A 17,116-nucleotide genomic window follows, 5' to 3' on the forward strand; every position below is an offset into this window, starting at 1 on the left:
ATTCAATATAGTTATGTTGTTTGACAGGAATTATCGCTGCCCTACTTTGACATCGCCAAAAATGGCCTGGGCTTCACGCGGCAAGCAGCGCCAGTAACGCTCATTTGAAGGCACGATGCCGCCCAAAGCTGCAGCAGCCTCCCAGGTCCAACGGGGTTTGTACAAAAATGCACGTGCTAGAGCAATTAAATCTGCATCCCCTTTTTGTAAGATATCTTCAGCTTGATGAGGGTCGGTAATTAAGCCAACTGTCATCGTTGGAATACCAGACTTGTCTTTCACAATCTTGGCGAATGGCACTTGGTAATTTGGCCCAATTGCAATCTTTTGCATTGGAGAAATTCCCCCTGATGAAATATGAACAAAATCACATCCTAAGGGCTTTAGTCGAGCAGCAAAATCAGCCGTCTCTTCGGGCGTCCAACCACCCTCAATCCAATCGTTTGCAGAGATACGGATACCTAAGACACCTTGATAGACCTTTCGTACCGCCGCAAATAATTCCAATGGAAAGCGGATACGGTTTTCATAAGAGCCACCATATTCATCCGTGCGTTGATTGGCGATGGGCGACAAAAACTGGTGCAAGAGATAGCCATGGGCACCATGCAATTCAATACCATCGACCCCAATCCGCTCAGAGCGCTGCGCAGCAATAACAAATGCGGTGATGAGCTCAGTTAGCTCTGTTTTTGAGAGCTCGTGCGGCAAACGCTCATCCTTTAACTGTGGAATGGCTGATGGCGCAACCATGTCCCATCCGCCCTGCTCTTTGGAGAGTAATTGACCGCCAGCCCAAGGGCTTGCACTGGAAGCTTTACGGCCAGCATGCGCCAGCTGAATAAATACAGGGGTGGCTGGAGCTAAGCTCCGGGCTCTCGTGAGCTTGTCTTTCAGGGCCGCTTCTGTGCGGTCATCCCACAGACCCAGGCATACAGGGGTAATCCGTCCCTCAGGGGTCACGCCGGTAGCCTCGATGATGAAGAGTCCTGCGCCACTATTGAGTAGATTGCCCCAGTGCATTAAATGCCAATCCTGAGCCTCCCCATTAACTGCAGAGTATTGGCACATCGGGGCCACAACTACCCGGTTTGATAGGGTTAAAGGCCCCTTAGGGGAGCTTAGAACATAACTGGAGAATAAAAGACTCATTTGTTTACCTTTAGGGCTGAAAAAGCGTAACACTAGCTAAAGCGATAAAATAGATTCTGTAGAATAAACGAGACCACAGAGTTGTGCGGAATCTAGTCCAAGCATCTTTATTGAACCCAAAACCAGACATCAGAATATTAAGTAAATCACTATGAGCGAACCCCAAGCTTTTACATCAAAAGAAGATATTGGCCATTTCGTGGGCGGTAAAGTCGTCACCCCAAAAGATGGTCGTTTCGCTGATGTATTTAATCCCTCCACAGGCGCTGTCGCAAGACGCGTAGCCCTAGCCAGCCGCAAAGAGGTTGATGATGTTGTAGCAAACGCTCATGCAGCCTTCCAGACTTGGAGCCAGACCTCCCCATTGCGCCGTGCGCGCATTTTGTTTAAGTATCTTGAGCTACTCAATGCGAATCGTGATGAGTTGGCTGCCATCATTACTGCTGAACACGGCAAAGTATTTACTGATGCCCAGGGTGAAGTTACCCGCGGTATTGAAATTGTGGAGTTCGCTACCGGCATTCCAGAACTACTCAAAGGTGATTACACCGAGCAAGTATCTACCGATATTGATAACTGGGTTATGCGCCAGCCTTTAGGTGTTGTTGCTGGCATAACGCCATTTAACTTCCCTGTCATGGTGCCAATGTGGATGTTCCCAGTGGCGATTGCCTGTGGGAACAGCTTCATTCTGAAAGCTAGCCCAACCGATCCATCCGCTTCACTATTCATGGCCAAGTTACTAACTCAGGCTGGCTTGCCCGATGGTGTATTCAACGTAGTGCAAGGCGATAAAGAAGCGGTAGATGCCTTGATTGAGAATCCCGATGTCAAGGCAGTGAGCTTTGTAGGCTCTACCCCCATTGCCAATTACATCTATGAGCGTTGCGCGCACTTTGGTAAGCGCTCCCAGGCTTTAGGTGGCGCTAAGAATCACATGGTAGTAATGCCTGATGCGGATATCGATAAGACGATTGATGCCTTGATTGGTGCGGCCTATGGCTCTGCTGGTGAACGTTGCATGGCCATCTCAGTGGCGGTTTTGGTTGGTGATGTTGCCGAGAAAATCATGCCAAAACTCATCGAGCGTACCAAGACCCTGAAGGTGAAGAATGGCATGGAGCTCGATGCCGAAATGGGCCCTATCGTTACTAAAGCTGCTTTAGAGCGCATCACTGGCTATATTGATAGCGGTGTTGCTTCTGGCGCAAAGCTACTAGTAGACGGTCGTGGTCTGAAGGTGCCAGGTCATGAGAATGGCTTCTTTATCGGTGGTACCCTCTTTGATAACGTCACCCCTGATATGAAAATCTATCTAGAAGAAATTTTCGGGCCAGTGCTCTCTTGCATGCGTGTAGCGAACTTCACTGAAGCGCTCAATTTAGTGAACTCCTGTGAGTTTGGTAATGGCGTAGCTTGCTTTACGAGCGACGGTAATATTGCCCGTGAATTTGCCCGCCGTGTACAAGTTGGCATGGTTGGTATTAACGTACCTATCCCTGTTCCAATGGCTTGGCATGGTTTTGGCGGTTGGAAGAAATCCCTCTTTGGCGACATGCATGCCTACGGCAAAGAAGGTGTTCGTTTCTATACTAAGCAAAAGAGTGTGATGCAACGCTGGCCTGAGAGCATTGCTAAGGGCGCAGAGTTTGTGATGCCGACTTCGAAGTAATTACTGATCCGCAGAGAGTATCTGTAGATATCAATAGCGACCTTCGGGTCGCTATTTTTTATTATTAATTCTCAACTCAGTGGTGATGCTAAGTGGGAATGAGATAACGCCTTTCAATGGCACGAGCGAATAATACGATCACTGATACCAGGGCTAAATAAACCAAGGCAGCCAAAAAATAGGCCTTAAAGAATTGGAAGTTGGTCGCAGCCAACTCTTGTACCCGAGCAAAGAATTCAGTGTACTGAATCAAGAAGGCTACAGAGCTATCTTTGAGATTCGCAATCACTTGATTCGTTAAAGCTGGAATAGATAGTCGAATTACCTGTGGCAAAGTAATCAACCGAAAGATCTGCAAAGGACTGAAGCCCTGCGCACTTGCCGCCTCTAACTGACTCTTGTCCAAACCATTGAAGGCAGTCTTGAGATATGCCGCATTGTAAGCTGCTACGTTGAATGTAAATCCAATGAAAGCGACTGTGAATGGAGAAAGTCGAACGCCCCACTGCGGCAAGCCGTAATACATCAAGAACAATAAAACAATTAATGGCATTCCGATAAAAAAGGAGATGTAAGAATTGATGGCACTTCGCACGTATTGATTTTTACTCAGCGTGAGATAAAACACCACGATGCCTAAAAGCAATCCTGAAATACTAATCAAGCCTGCCAATTGCAAAGTCTTCACTAGCCCCGTCAAAATCAAAGGCATTTGCTCCGTGAGATCACGAGCGAAGGATGGCCACCCTCCCATTAACGCTTCTCCTCGGCACCAAAGAAGGCTTTGATATCTGGATCGGAATGCTGACTTAATACATCAATTCGATCATCGGCCCGAATGACACCACGATCTAGAAACATCACGGTATCAGCTATATTGCGTGCCAAGTTAAGATCGTGGGTCACACAGATCATCGTGATCCCTTCGCTATGCAAACGATTAATCAGATCCGCCACATCTCTAGACATCACGGGATCTAGTGCTGAGGTAGGCTCATCGAGTACCAAGACTGCTGGATCCATAGCGAGTGCACGGGCAATAGCCACCCTCTGCTTCTGTCCACCAGAAAGTTGCGAGGGATATTTATTTTGATGGATCGTCATCTCAAAATGGGATAGCTCTTGGAGGGCTTTTTCTTTAGCCTCAGCCTTACCCATCTTATGTAGCTTGCGAAGGCCTAGTGATACGTTATCCAATACTGTGAGGTGACTATATAAGGCGAATTGCTGAAATACAAAACCAATTTGCTTGCGCAAATCGCGGACATCCACGTCAGGATGCAACACTTCCTTGCCTCTAAAAACAATCGATCCCGAGGTAGGCTCAACCAAACGATTAAGGCAACGTAATAAAGTAGATTTACCAGAGCCAGAGGCGCCCATTAAGACCCGAACATCACCCTCTTTTAAATCCAGGTTAATGTTGGATAAGACAGTTTGTCCATCAAACTCTTTTACTAAATCTCTCACTTGAATTAATGCCACAGGAGTACCTCTTTAAATAATGTAGTCCTGGTGCTCATGCTGGAGTCATCCCTGGAATTTGGAAACGCTTACTCAGAAGTTGCACACCAACTAAGCAAATTCGGTAAATCACAAAATATAAAATGCCCACAGCTAGATAGACCTCAATGCCACGCAGCGTGGTAGAGGTGAGTGTCATCGCTTGCTTGGTAATCTCAGGGATCCCCACCGTATACGCAAATGGAGAATATTTGAGAACTGAGGTGAACTCATTGACCATGCCCGGTACTGAAAATCGCAGCATCTGGGGTAACTCGATAAACCTGAGAACCTGTATACGAGTCATTCCCATAGCCTGAGCAGCAATCACTTCAGCGGGATCTACTGAGTTAAACGCCCCCCGAAATACCTCGGCTAAATAGGCGGATGCCACTAAACCCAAACTGAGTGCCATCGCCATTAAGGGTGGAACTTTAAAGCCAATCCCTGGTAAACCAAAGTACACCATAAATAGTAAGACCAACACTGGTACACCCCTAGAGACATAGGTATAGCAGTCAATCAGCGGGGTTAACCAGTAAATATCGAGACGGCGTAGGCTTGCTAAAAATAAGCCGACTACTAAGCCTGTTAGTGAGCAAACGAGAGTTACCAGAACCGTATAAGAAATGCCCTGAGCTAACTGGGCAAGAATATCCAGAAAAGTCACAGGGCAGCCTTTTGACTACTGATTGAGTTGTTAATAAATGGGGCTTACTTCATCCACTTATCAAGAATGGCTTTGATTTTTTCTGGCCCCAGTTCATTGAGGTATTTATCAAAATCATCGCGCAGCTTAGAACCTTTAGCAAAAGCAAAGCCTAGCTTATCAAAACCCTTGAATTCGTAGCTACTCTGAATCGGTAGCTGCAGTTTATTTTCGTAATTTAGAAATACTGGCTCCTCAATAAAGGCTAAATCCAGATTACCATTCTGCAAATCGGTAATCACTTCTGCGTACGAGGGATAGAGTTTCACCTTGCTGAGTGAATAGTAGCCTTTAGGCTCTAGCTCATTCTTAATCAGGTCATCGTAGGCCATGCCACGTGGATAGCCAATGGAGTATTTCTTGAGTTGGTTCAAATCAGTAATCTGAATATTTTTATTCTTCATGCTGACAAGATGCCAGGCATTGTCATAGTAAGGCTGAGAAAAATCCATCACCTCCTTACGTTTGTCAGTAATAGAAATTCCTGAGAAAGCCACATCAGCCTGACCGCTAGAGACGGCACCCAACATTCCTGCCCAATCATATGGTGTTACTTTTAAAGTACATCCACGTGACTGACAGAATCCCTGGAAGATATCCATGTCAACGCCAACGATCTGCCCTTTGTCATCAAATAACATAGGAGGAGATGCAGGAGAAACGGCAACCTTAATTTCTTTAGTGTCTGAGGACTTGGAACAAGCCACAATGGTGAGCGCTAGAACAGCAGCAAACAATGCTAGAAAAAAGCGTTTCATGGGTACTTCTCCTATCCTAATCAATGGTGACATCCAAACTCTGGGGACTCACCAAGTATAGGGGAATTAGGAGGCTGCTGGCTATTGCAAGGTGTTTTTGAAGGCGGGCATGATAGGCATTGCCAACACCTCAATCCCCTCATCGCGCAACGCCTCAGCTTCGTCAAGAGTGGTTTGACCACGAATACTGCGCTCGGGTGACTCTTTGTAATGAATCTTTCTAGCCTCTTCTGCAAAAGAGCTTCCCACATCTTCAGATTTACCCATTAATTCGCGCATGCCCTTTAAAAAGGCTGCCTGTACCTGTGCCTCTAACTGAGAATGATCGTTACCAGTCAAAGCAAGGACATCACCACTCAATGTGCCGCTGACACCGGCATGATCAGTTTCGGCTGAGCTTGCGACGGTTAGTTCAGTTGAAGTCGGGGCCTCTTTACTAGACCCTGTTTTAGCAATATGTGGAGCCGATGGCATCCGCAAAATCTCTGTGCTATCGCAAATAGGGCACGCCAGCATTCCCTTGTCTTGCTGTGCAAGGCAATCCTCTTCGGAGGAAAACCATCCCTCAAAGCGATGAGACAGTGGACAAGCGAGGTTATAAACTTTCATAAGACCTATATAGGGGCAAAAATACCAAATTCAATAGCCCTATTTTAAGGGATAGTTAGATTAGCCCGAGATAGGCTTAGGACTCACTAAACCGCGACGATAGCGATCCAACCAATAGGTCGCAATCGTTGTTTTGACGTCCGTAATCTCACCCTGCTCTACCCAATCCAATAATTGCTCTAAAGGGGCAGCAAATACATCCAAAAACTCTTCATCATCCAAGTGGCTTTTGCCAGTGACTAAACCTTCAGCGAGATAGATATCAATAAATTCCGTAGAATACGAAATCACCGGATGAATGCGGCGTATAAAGCTCCATTTACTTGCAGAGTAGCCAGTCTCCTCCTCAAGCTCTCGTTGAGCACAAAGCAATCGATCTTCACCGATTTCCAGCTTACCTGCAGGAATCTCAATACAGGCCTTTGCAATGGGGTAGCGATATTGGCGCTCCATCAGTACCCTGCCATCATCTAGGATCGCCAAAATAGCGACTGCGCCTGGGTGAGTAAGATACTCGCGAACCGCCTGATTTCCATCTGGCAGACTAACTTGATCGCGCTTCATATTCAAAAAGATGCCGCCGTAAATATCCTCACCGGACAAGCGCTCTTCCCTTAAATGGGCATCACCAATGGGCAGGTCTTTAAATGATTTTTCAGTCATGGTGCGTCTTTCATTAATTGAACGTCCATCATACAAAATCTAGGTGACAGCAAAGAAAAAGGCTCCTATCAGGAGCCTTTATCGCTAGCTAAAGGATGATTTTGATTAGGAGCCTAATAGGGTGCGGCGCATAGTATCTAAGCAAATAGCCATTAGGCTAGCTGGGAGGATTCCTAAGGCTAAAACCAATATTGCATTCAAGCTCAATAATCCACGAGCAAAGCCAGATCCAGAAATCTCACCAGCATGCTCTTCTTTTGGCTCATCAAAGTACATCACCTTAACAACTCGCAAGTAATAGAAAGCACCAATCAAGGATGCGATCACCGCAATAACTGCCAAGAAGGTATGCTCACCATCAACCAAAGCTTCAAGTACGCCAAGTTTGGCAGCAAAGCCTACTGTTGGCGGAATACCAGCTAAAGAGAACATCATTACCAAGCCAATGAAGGCAAACCAGGGGTGACGCTTATTTAAACCCTTGAGGTCGTCAATCGTTTCGCAATCATGACCTTTGCGTGACAACATCATGATGAGGCCGAAACTACCTAAGGTAGTCAATACATAGGTAATCACATAGAACATTGACGCGCTAAATGCATGATCATCAAAAACGGATAACATACCCAGCAACACAAAGCCCATTTGCGCAATCGCAGAATAAGCCAGCATCCGCTTGATATTGGTTTGCGCAATAGCGGTGACGTTTCCAACCACCAGGGATAGAACAGCAAGGATCACTAGCATTGGCTGCCAATCACCCATCAGTGGCAAAAGAGTATTTACTAAAAGTCTAAATAGCAGAGCAAAGGCAGCCAACTTGGGTGCAGCTGCAATCATTAAAGTTACTGCTGTCGGGGCGCCTTGGTACACATCAGGAACCCACATATGAAACGGCACAACCCCTAACTTAAAGGCCAAGCCAGAAACAATAAACACCAAGCCGAAGGCCATAACCAAATGATTGACGCGTGGATCAGCTACGGTTCTAAAGATTTCAATTAAATCGAGCGAACCAGTTACGCCATACAACATAGACATGCCGTATAGCAAGAAACCAGAAGCTAGGGCTCCAAGAATGAAATACTTAATACCTGCTTCAACACTCTTCTCGCTACTATGGCGCATCGCAACCAAAGCATAAGTTGGCAAAGCCATCAGCTCAAGACCTAGATAAAGTGTGAGTAAGTTTGCACCGGAAATTAATACAAATTGACCTAATAATGCTAGCAAAACCAAAACAATAAAGTCAGGTCGGAACAATGCGCGATCAGTCAGATATTGCTTTGAATACACTAAGCTCATCAATACTGCAGCACAAGAACACGCTTTCAGGAGGTTTGAGATGGGGTCCGACTGAAATAAGCCGTTCATAGCTACGATGGATACATCCCCTATGCGAGCTATAAATGCAAAAATCAAATACACCAACAAGATGATGGTGAAAAAGTAAACAAAACCAACACCACGTGGCGTATGGAATATATCCTGCTCCACTCCCGGGGTTGCTGGCTGACGCTCAGGTACATAAACACTCGCTACCAACAACAGGCAGGCGACTACCAGTAAAACAAGTTCTGGCAGGACGGCGTATAGGTCAAATGCTTGCATTAGCTTTTACTCAGAGTTTGCTAACAGCAACATGCTGCAGCAGATTAATCACAGCTGGATGAATGATGTCGGTAAAAGGCTTTGGATAAACACCCATACCGATCACGCAGATAGATAGCACTGCCATCATGAAATACTCGCGCGCATTGAGGTCTTTTAATTCCTCAACATGCTGATTGGTAATCGCGCCGAAGAAAACACGCTTGACCATCCACAAGGAATAGGCAGCGCTCAAGATCAAAGCAGTTGCTGCCAAAATACCAATCACAAAATCGTAATCCACGGCAGCCAGAATAACCATGAACTCACCTACGAATCCAGAGGTAGCAGGTAAGCCACAGTTCGCCATTGCCATCAACACTGCAAATGCTGTGAAGGCAGGCATACGGTGTACAACACCACCGTAATCCGCAATTTGACGGGTATGCATGCGGTCATACAAGACCCCAATCGAAAGGAACATGGCACCAGCAACAAAGCCATGAGAAATCATCTGCACAATACCGCCCTCAATACCCAAGGGGCTAAAGAGGAAAAATCCGAGAGTCACAAAACCCATATGCGCTACTGATGAATAGGCCACCAGTTTCTTCATATCCTTCTGAACCAGGGCTACTGCACCTACGTAGATCACAGCCACTAACGATAAGAAGATGATGAATGGGCCAAGGTACTGACTTGCATCTGGCGCAATTGGCAATGAGAAACGTAAGAAGCCATAAGCACCTAGTTTCAACATGATCGCAGCCAATACAACAGATCCGCCAGTTGGCGCCTCAACGTGAACGTCTGGCAACCAAGTATGTAAGGGCCACATCGGAACCTTCACAGCAAAAGCCATGAAGAAAGCAAAAAACAGTAGGATTTGCTCAACGATATCTAGACGTGCATTATGCCAAGCCAAGATATCAAAAGTATTGGTAGCGTTATACAAGTACAACATGGCAATCAAGGTCAGCAATGAGCCAAGCAAGGTATATAAGAAGAACTTAAATGCAGCATAGATTCGGTTGTGACCACCCCAAACACCGATGATGATGTACATCGGAATGAGAGTTGCCTCAAAGAATACATAAAACAGCAAAGCATCCAAAGCAGCAAACACACCAATCATTAACCCAGAAAGGATCAAGAAAGAAGCCATGTATTGCGAAACCTTCTTGTCAATAACTTCCCAAGCAGCGATCACTACGAGGATGTTGATAAAAGCAGTCAAAACAATAAACCAAACTGATATTCCGTCGATACCCAAGTGGTAGTTAATGTCGTAGCGCGGAATCCAACTCATCTTTTCAACAAATTGCATGCCAGGATTGGCAATATCAAATTGCATCACTAAAGGCAGAGTAGCAATAAAGCCAAGAACAGAGCCTACGAGAGCCAACCAGCGAACACTAGCAGTCGACTTCTCCGAACCGAAGAACAAAATAATGATGCCGAAGAAAATCGGGATCCAGATAGCGAAAGAAAGAATCATGATGGCTACTTAAGTAACAAAGGCCTAGCGAACAAAAGGCAGGTAAGCGTATAAAACCCAAGCCAACAATACCGCCAAGCCCGCAATCATTGCGAAGGCATAGTGATAGAGATAACCGGATTGCAAATGGCGAATCGCTGCAGAAAAGCGCCCTACTGCATGCGCACTACCGTTGACTAAGAAGCCGTCAATAGCCTGTTGATCACCGCGATGCCACAAAACACCACCGACCCAAAGCAAACCTTTGGCGAATACTGCTTGGTTTAGATCGTCGAGATAGTACTTGTTGTCCATCAACTTCTTAATCGGTGCAAATGCTTGAGCGACTACACCAGGTAACTTTGGAGCCCAGAGGTAGCCAATCGCCGCTGTTAACACGCCTAGAACAACTAATAGCAACACTGGGGAAGTCAATGAATGCATTGCCATCGCAACCGGACCATGGAACTCTTCAGCAATTTTTTTCATGGCAGGATGCTTGCCAATATCCACAAATATGGAATCGCCGAAGAAAGTGCCAAACAATAAAGGCGTAATTGTGTAATAACCAATAATTACCGAAGGAATCGCTAGCAGAACCAAAGGCAAGGTCACAACAAAGGGTGACTCATGTGGTTTTTGACCAGGAGCCAAACCATGATGGGCATGGTTGTCACCCTGCTCTGCATGATCATGGTGGTGATCATGCGCATGAGCATCTTCATGTCCCCAACGGGCTTTACCGTGGAATACATAGAAGTACAAACGGAATGAGTACAGGGCCGTTACAAAGACGCTGGCCATCACTGCGAAGTAAGCAAAACCAGAACCAGGAATATGGCTAGCTGCTACCGCTTCAATGATGGAGTCTTTTGAATAGAAGCCCGAGAAGAATGGTGTACCGATTAATGCCAAGTTACCCAATAACATCATGAGGCAAGTGATTGGCATGTACTTCCAAAGACCGCCCATCTTGCGCATATCTTGTTCGTGATGCATGCCTAGAATCACGCTACCCGCAGCAAGGAACAACAGTGCCTTGAAGAATGCATGTGTCATCAGATGGAAGATTGCGATTGGATAAGCAGATACACCTAGCGCGACAGTCATGTAGCCCAACTGAGAGAGGGTGGAATAAGCCACCACACGCTTGATATCGGTTTGGACTATGCCTAAGAATCCCATAAATAGCGCAGTAATCGAACCAATCACTAAGATGAAGCTCAATGCTGCATCAGATAACTCAAATAGAGGTGACATGCGTGACACCATGAAGATACCGGCAGTCACCATAGTTGCAGCATGAATCAATGCAGAAATTGGAGTTGGGCCTTCCATGGAGTCTGGTAGCCAAACATGCAATGGGAATTGGGCTGATTTACCCATCGCGCCAATGAAGAGGCAGATACAGGCTACGGTTACCAAATTCCAACCAGTGCCTGGCAATGTTTGTGCAGCCAAAGCGGTGTTCTGAGCAAAGATGACGTCGTAGTTCATGGAGCCAGTGCTAGCCAATAACAAGCCAATACCGAGAATGAAACCAAAGTCACCAACACGGTTGACCAAGAAAGCTTTCATATTGGCAAATACCGCAGATTGACGCTCATAGTAAAAGCCAATCAACAAATAAGAAACTACACCTACCGCTTCCCAACCGAAGAAGAGTTGCAAGAGATTGTTACTCATTACCAACATCAACATGGCGAAGGTAAAGAGTGAGATGTAGGAGAAGAAGCGGTTATAGCCCTCCTCGCCTTTCATATAACCAATGGTGTAGATGTGAACCATTAAAGAGACAAAGGTCACTACACACATCATGGTGGCAGTGAGTGGATCAATCAAGAATCCAATATCTAGATTGAGCTCTCCCAATTGCATCCAGCGATACACGGTACCGTTGAAATAGAAGCCATCCATGACTTGTACAAGTACAAAACAAGACAGAACGAAAGCAATCATCACACCCAAGATGGTTACGAACTGGCAGGCACCGTTGCCGATGCGGTTGCCACCTAATTTAGTACCGAATAATCCGGCAATTGCTGAGCCAAATAATGGCGCGAGCGGAATTGCACAGAGAACGGGAAGAGTTAAGGTCAATTGCATGACTAGCCTTTTAGGTGGTCAAGGTCTTCAGCATTGATGGTGTCTACCTTGCGGAAAAGAACAACCAAAATTGCCAAACCGATTGCTGCCTCAGCAGCAGCCACAGTCAAAATAAAGAATACGAATACTTGACCAGCCATATCCCCCAAATAATGAGAGAAGGCTATAAAGTTCATGTTCACCGAGAGGAGCATCAATTCAATTGCCATTAAAAGCACGATGATGTTCTTGCGGTTTAAGAAAATGCCAATCACGCTAGTCGCGAATAAGATTGCGCCAAGCACTAAATAGTGAGCCAGGGTGATAGTCATTTCTTCTCCCCACGGACATCTTGCTTTGCATTCATATCAGAATCCATCTTGACAATGCGCATACGGTCGGCAGAGTTCACACTCACCTGCTCATGAATATTTTGGGCTTTAGAATCCTTACGATTGCGTAAGGTCAATGCGACAGCAGCAATGATGGCTACTAACAGAATGACGCCAGCAACCTCGAAGGCATAAACATAGTCAACGAAGATCAACATGCCTAAAGCCTGTGTATTGCTTGTGGCCATTTCTTCAAGCATTGGCTGCACTGGAGTACTGGTACCGATAAAACTACGAATCAAGACGATAGATAACTCTAATACGATAACGGCACCCATCAAGAAAGCTACGGGAAGGAACTTCTTGAAATCGCGACGTAAATGCTCAAGATCCAAATCCAACATCATGACCACGAACAGAAAGAGCACCATCACAGCGCCAACATAAACCAGAATTAAGGCTAAGCTGAGGAACTCCGCTTTTAGCAACATCCACAGACCAGAAGCGCAGAAGAAAGCGAGAACCAAAAAGAGTGCAGCATGCACTGGATTGCGCGCAGTAATCACGCGCAACGCTGAAAGCACCAAAAGGCCAGCAAATGCGTAGAAGAATCCTGCAAATAATATAGAAGTATCGAATGTCATATGTTCTTGTGCTCGACTCGATTAACGGTAAGGCGCATCAGCTGCGCGGTTAGCGGCAATATCTTTTTCATACTTATCGCCTACTGCTAAGAGCATGTCTTTAGTGAAATATAAGTCGCCGCGTTTCTCGCCGAAATACTCAAAAATATTTGTCTCAACAATAGCGTCAACCGGACAGGCTTCCTCACAGAAACCGCAGAAAATACACTTGGTTAAGTCAATGTCATAACGACTAGTACGCCGCGTACCGTCGTCGCGCTCAGCTGTTTCGATCGTGATTGCGTAAGCAGGACAAACGGCTTCACATAGTTTGCAACCAATACAACGCTCTTCACCATTCTCATAACGGCGTAAGGCATGTAAACCACGAAAACGAACGGATTGAGGCGTCTTCTCTTCAGGGTATTGAATCGTAATTTTTGGCTTAAAAAGATAGCGGCCGGTAATTGACATACCGACCAAAATATCTTTTAGCATCAAGCTATCGAGGAATTGGGAAATTTTCTTAAACATGATTGATCAACTTATTTCCAAATATTCAATGGAGACACAACCCATGCGCCAACGACAACTACCCAGAATACGGAGATGGGAATAAAGATCTTCCAACCCAAACGCATAATCTGGTCATAGCGATAGCGTGGCAATGTAGCGCGCAACCAGATGACGCAAGATAAGAGGAAGAAGGTTTTTGCAAACAGCCAGAAGAAGCCTGGGATATCGCGAAGGATTGGTAAATCTACAATTGGCAACCAGCCACCCAAGAACAAAGTGGAAGCTAGAGCGGCGATCAAAATCATATTGGCGTATTCAGCCAAGAAGAACATTGCAAACGCCATACCGGAGTACTCAACCATGTGACCCGCAACAATCTCAGACTCACCTTCAACCACATCAAATGGATGACGGTTAGTTTCAGCAACGCCAGAGATGAAGTAAATCACGAACATTGGCAGCAATGGCAACCAGTTCCAAGAAAGGAAGTTCAAGCCCATGCCAGCGAAATAGCCCTGCTCTTGTGAAGCAACAATCGCGCTTAAGTTCAAAGAGCCAGAAGTCAACAAGACAGTAACTAAAGCAAAGCCCATAGCGATTTCATAAGAAATCATTTGGGCTGAGGCACGCATGGCGCCAAGGAATGGATACTTGGAGTTAGATGACCAACCCGCCAAGATCACACCATAAACACCAATGGATGAAATTGCCATAACGTATAGCAACCCTGCATTCACATCAGCCAAGACCATTTTGGCCTGAAAAGGGATCACAGCCCAAGCAGCAAACGCAGGCATGATCACCATGACTGGTGCAATGAAATACAGAACCTTACTGGCTTGCGTTGGAGAAATGATCTCCTTCATTAACAACTTCAAGGCATCGGCAATCGGTTGCAGCAATCCTAATGGACCAACGCGATTTGGCCCAAGACGGATATGCATCCAACCAATCAGCTTACGCTCCCAAAGAGTCATATAAGCAACAGCAGCAAACATCGGCAATACGATGATCACGATACGCACCAAAGCCCAAACGAGCGGCCATAGTGAACCAAAGATCGCTTCGCCTTGGGTGGTAACGAGGTTCAAGAAATTATCCATCTCGTCCCTTATGCCTTACTAACTGTTACAGGACCAAACATCGATCCCAATTGAGCGCTGGCCACAGTGCCCGCAGAAATTCTGACAGTGCCCTGGGCTAAGTTCGCTTCCAATGTCACTGGTAGGTTTACCGATTGAGTGCCTTGAGTCACTCGCACAGCATCACCCTCTTTTAAGCCCAACTCATTAAAGAGTGCTTTACCCAAGCCAACTTGATTGCCACGTTTTGCATCACGCGTTAACTGCAATGCGGATGCACGACGTACGATTTGATCGCCGGCATAAATTCCCACATCGGATAAGCGCTCTAAACCTGCTGATGGAGTTGCGTGGCCATTAGACAAACCAGTGGCTGCCGATTGATTATTGAGCTTAGTACAGTAGTTTTCACCCAGCGCCTCGCCCAATACCTCTTCAGGCATGTTGTAGAGGAAACCATCTAAATTCAATAAGCCGCCAAGAACACGCAAAACCTTCCACGCTGGACGAGAATCGCCTAAAGGTTTTACAGCAGGCTGAATGGTTTGAGTGCGAGCTTCTGCATTGACAAAAGTAGATACTGTCTCTGTAAATGTGGAGATCGGCAGAATGACATCAGCCACTTCTAAAAGATCGGCACTCTTATAGGCACTTAGAGCAATCACTGTATTGGCTTTAGCCAATGCAGCACGTGCTTGCGCAGGATTTGGTAAATCAGCATCGGGCTCAATATTCATCAAGATCACAGCACGACGCTCACCAGACAAGACTGATTCAACGCCAGCGCCGTTGGCGTTTACCAAGCTAGCACCTACAGCGTTGCCCCCAACCGGCAAGAAACCTAAAGTGGCGCCAGTTTGATCAGCAATGAATTGCGCTAATACATGCAAATCAGAAGCTTGTGGATGAGCGATTGCTGCAGAGCCCAGCAATACTAAAGTGGATGTGCCAGAAAGCAAGCTATCCGCAATCTTTTGCGCAGAAGCAGACACTGGTAAGTTGGGGGTTCCCGTTGGGACAGAAACGGATTTAGCTTTGGCTACTGCCAATGCAATTTCACTTAATGTATTGATCCATGCACTTGGGGTTGCGGCAATAGCAGTAGCAGGAATCAACCAGTCATCGCCACCTGCATCTATACGTGAAACTTGCAAACTACGTTTAGCCGCCGTACGTAAACGTGCAGCAATTAATGGCTGCTCCTTACGCAAGAAGCTACCGATTACTAAAACACGATCTAACTCACTTAATTTGCTAATCGGCATGCCCAACCATGGGGCAGAGGCGGAACCCTTTACATCAACTTGACGTAAGCGAGTCTCAACTTGATTGGAGCCTAAACTACGAATCATCTTCTGCAAGAGGTATAACTCTTCAGTGCTAGAGATTGGATGCGCTAAAGCTGCAACTGCTTCAGGACCACTCTCAGAGGAAATGGTTTTGAGTGAGTGGGCTACGTAATCCATTGCAGATTGCCAATCAGTCTCAAGCCACTGACCACCCTGCTTCACCATGGGTGTAGTGATGCGATCTGCGCTATTTAAACCTTCGTAAGCAAAGCGATCACGGTCGCTAATCCAGCATTCGTTAATTGCATCATTCTCTAAGGCAACGACACGCATGACTTTGTTAGCCTTTGTTTGAATGGTGGTATTTGCACCCAAACTGTCATGCGGACTTACTGAGCGCTTGCGACCCAATTCCCAAGTACGTGCAGCGTAACGGAATGGCTTGCTGGTTAAAGCGCCAACAGGACAAATATCAATCATGTTTCCAGATAACTCTGAATCAATGGTTTGACCTGCAAAAGTCGTGATTTCAGAATGCTCACCGCGGTTGACCATACCCAATTCCATCACGCCAGCAACTTCTTGACCAAAGCGTACGCAGCGGGTGCAGTGAATACAACGGGTCATCTCTTGCATGGAGATGAGTGGGCCTACATTCTTATGAAATACAACACGCTTCTCTTCTTCGTAGCGTGAATTCGACTTACCGTAACCAACCGCTAAATCTTGTAACTGGCACTCGCCACCTTGATCGCAAATTGGGCAATCCAAAGGATGGTTAATGAGCAGGAATTCCATCACTGAGCGCTGCGCTTCAACTGCTTTAGCTGAGTGCGTAAATACCTTCATCCCTTGCGTCACTGGTGTTGCGCACGCTGGCAATGCTTTTGGTGCTTTCTCTACCTCTACCAAACACATACGGCAGTTAGCAGCGATAGATAATTTCTTGTGATAGCAGAAATGCGGGATATATGTATCAAGCTTATTCGCGGCGTGCATCACCATCGAACCTTGCGGAACCTCTACCAACTTACCATCTAATTCGATTTCAACCAT

At 46.1% G+C, this 17,116-nt stretch carries 16 protein-coding genes; 1 reads left to right on the plus strand and 15 read right to left on the minus strand.

From position 1 onward, the window contains the following. Positions 1 to 30: 30 nt before the first annotated feature. Positions 31 to 1,152: an NADH:flavin oxidoreductase/NADH oxidase gene (locus ICN26_RS00355; protein WP_216266091.1), complete on the minus strand. Its 1,122-nt coding sequence runs from the start codon at positions 1,150 to 1,152 to the stop codon at positions 31 to 33. A gap of 151 nt (positions 1,153 to 1,303) precedes the next feature. On the opposite strand from ICN26_RS00355, the gene ICN26_RS00360 reads away from it, so the two are divergent. After that, positions 1,304 to 2,824, plus strand: coding sequence for a CoA-acylating methylmalonate-semialdehyde dehydrogenase (locus tag ICN26_RS00360; protein WP_216266092.1), 1,521 nt, complete (start codon positions 1,304 to 1,306; stop codon positions 2,822 to 2,824). Positions 2,825 to 2,912: 88 nt separating this feature from the next. On the opposite strand, the gene ICN26_RS00365 is transcribed toward ICN26_RS00360, so the two are convergent. The 14 genes from ICN26_RS00365 to nuoG all read right to left on the minus strand — a co-directional run bounded on the left by ICN26_RS00365 (position 2,913) and on the right by nuoG (position 17,116). Beyond that, positions 2,913 to 3,578, minus strand: a complete 666-nt coding sequence (locus tag ICN26_RS00365; RefSeq protein WP_216266093.1) for an amino acid ABC transporter permease — start codon at positions 3,576 to 3,578, stop codon at positions 2,913 to 2,915. Then, positions 3,578 to 4,309 (minus strand): amino acid ABC transporter ATP-binding protein, encoded by a 732-nt coding sequence (locus ICN26_RS00370; protein WP_216266094.1) that lies wholly within the window; start codon positions 4,307 to 4,309, stop codon positions 3,578 to 3,580. Before ICN26_RS00370 ends, ICN26_RS00365 begins: the two co-directional genes overlap by 1 nt. Positions 4,310 to 4,343: 34 nt before the next feature. Further along, complete coding sequence (locus ICN26_RS00375; RefSeq protein WP_216266095.1) at positions 4,344 to 4,997, minus strand: amino acid ABC transporter permease; 654 nt, start codon at positions 4,995 to 4,997, stop codon at positions 4,344 to 4,346. Between the two features lie 44 nt (positions 4,998 to 5,041). Next, entirely contained in the window at positions 5,042 to 5,794 is a 753-nt protein-coding gene (locus ICN26_RS00380) for a transporter substrate-binding domain-containing protein (RefSeq protein WP_215356390.1), read from the minus strand. Between the two features lie 81 nt (positions 5,795 to 5,875). Further along, positions 5,876 to 6,403: a DUF1178 family protein gene (locus ICN26_RS00385; RefSeq protein WP_216266096.1), complete on the minus strand. Its 528-nt coding sequence runs from the start codon at positions 6,401 to 6,403 to the stop codon at positions 5,876 to 5,878. 60 nt (positions 6,404 to 6,463) lie between these two features. After that, positions 6,464 to 7,066 carry an NUDIX domain-containing protein gene (locus ICN26_RS00390; RefSeq protein WP_215309973.1) on the minus strand — a complete coding sequence of 201 codons (603 nt, stop codon included), beginning with the start codon at positions 7,064 to 7,066 and terminating at the stop codon, positions 6,464 to 6,466. 105 nt (positions 7,067 to 7,171) lie between these two features. After that, the gene (gene nuoN / locus ICN26_RS00395; RefSeq protein WP_216266097.1) at positions 7,172 to 8,677 is read right to left on the minus strand and encodes an NADH-quinone oxidoreductase subunit NuoN; all 1,506 of its coding nucleotides are present in this window, start codon (positions 8,675 to 8,677) and stop codon (positions 7,172 to 7,174) included. Positions 8,678 to 8,687: 10 nt separating this feature from the next. After that, positions 8,688 to 10,154, minus strand: a complete 1,467-nt coding sequence (locus ICN26_RS00400; RefSeq protein ID WP_216266098.1) for an NADH-quinone oxidoreductase subunit M — start codon at positions 10,152 to 10,154, stop codon at positions 8,688 to 8,690. A 24-nt stretch (positions 10,155 to 10,178) separates the two neighbouring features. Next, positions 10,179 to 12,239 (minus strand): NADH-quinone oxidoreductase subunit L, encoded by a 2,061-nt coding sequence (nuoL, locus tag ICN26_RS00405; protein ID WP_216266099.1) that lies wholly within the window; start codon positions 12,237 to 12,239, stop codon positions 10,179 to 10,181. A gap of 2 nt (positions 12,240 to 12,241) precedes the next feature. Further along, on the minus strand, positions 12,242 to 12,550 hold the full coding sequence (nuoK, locus tag ICN26_RS00410; protein WP_173960150.1) for an NADH-quinone oxidoreductase subunit NuoK: 309 nt from the start codon (positions 12,548 to 12,550) through the stop codon (positions 12,242 to 12,244). After that, entirely contained in the window at positions 12,547 to 13,194 is a 648-nt protein-coding gene (locus ICN26_RS00415; protein ID WP_216266100.1) for an NADH-quinone oxidoreductase subunit J, read from the minus strand. The genes nuoK and ICN26_RS00415 overlap by 4 nt, the downstream gene beginning before the upstream one ends. 21 nt (positions 13,195 to 13,215) lie before the next feature. Further along, entirely contained in the window at positions 13,216 to 13,707 is a 492-nt protein-coding gene (gene nuoI, locus ICN26_RS00420; protein ID WP_215306593.1) for an NADH-quinone oxidoreductase subunit NuoI, read from the minus strand. A gap of 11 nt (positions 13,708 to 13,718) precedes the next feature. Beyond that, a complete protein-coding gene (gene nuoH, locus ICN26_RS00425) occupies positions 13,719 to 14,792 on the minus strand; it encodes an NADH-quinone oxidoreductase subunit NuoH (protein WP_216266101.1) in 1,074 nt (357 codons plus the stop codon). Between the two features lie 8 nt (positions 14,793 to 14,800). Next, a complete protein-coding gene (nuoG, locus tag ICN26_RS00430; protein WP_216266102.1) occupies positions 14,801 to 17,116 on the minus strand; it encodes an NADH-quinone oxidoreductase subunit NuoG in 2,316 nt (771 codons plus the stop codon).

Source organism: Polynucleobacter hallstattensis, assembly GCF_018881835.1.
GTDB lineage: Bacteria > Pseudomonadota > Gammaproteobacteria > Burkholderiales > Burkholderiaceae > Polynucleobacter > Polynucleobacter hallstattensis.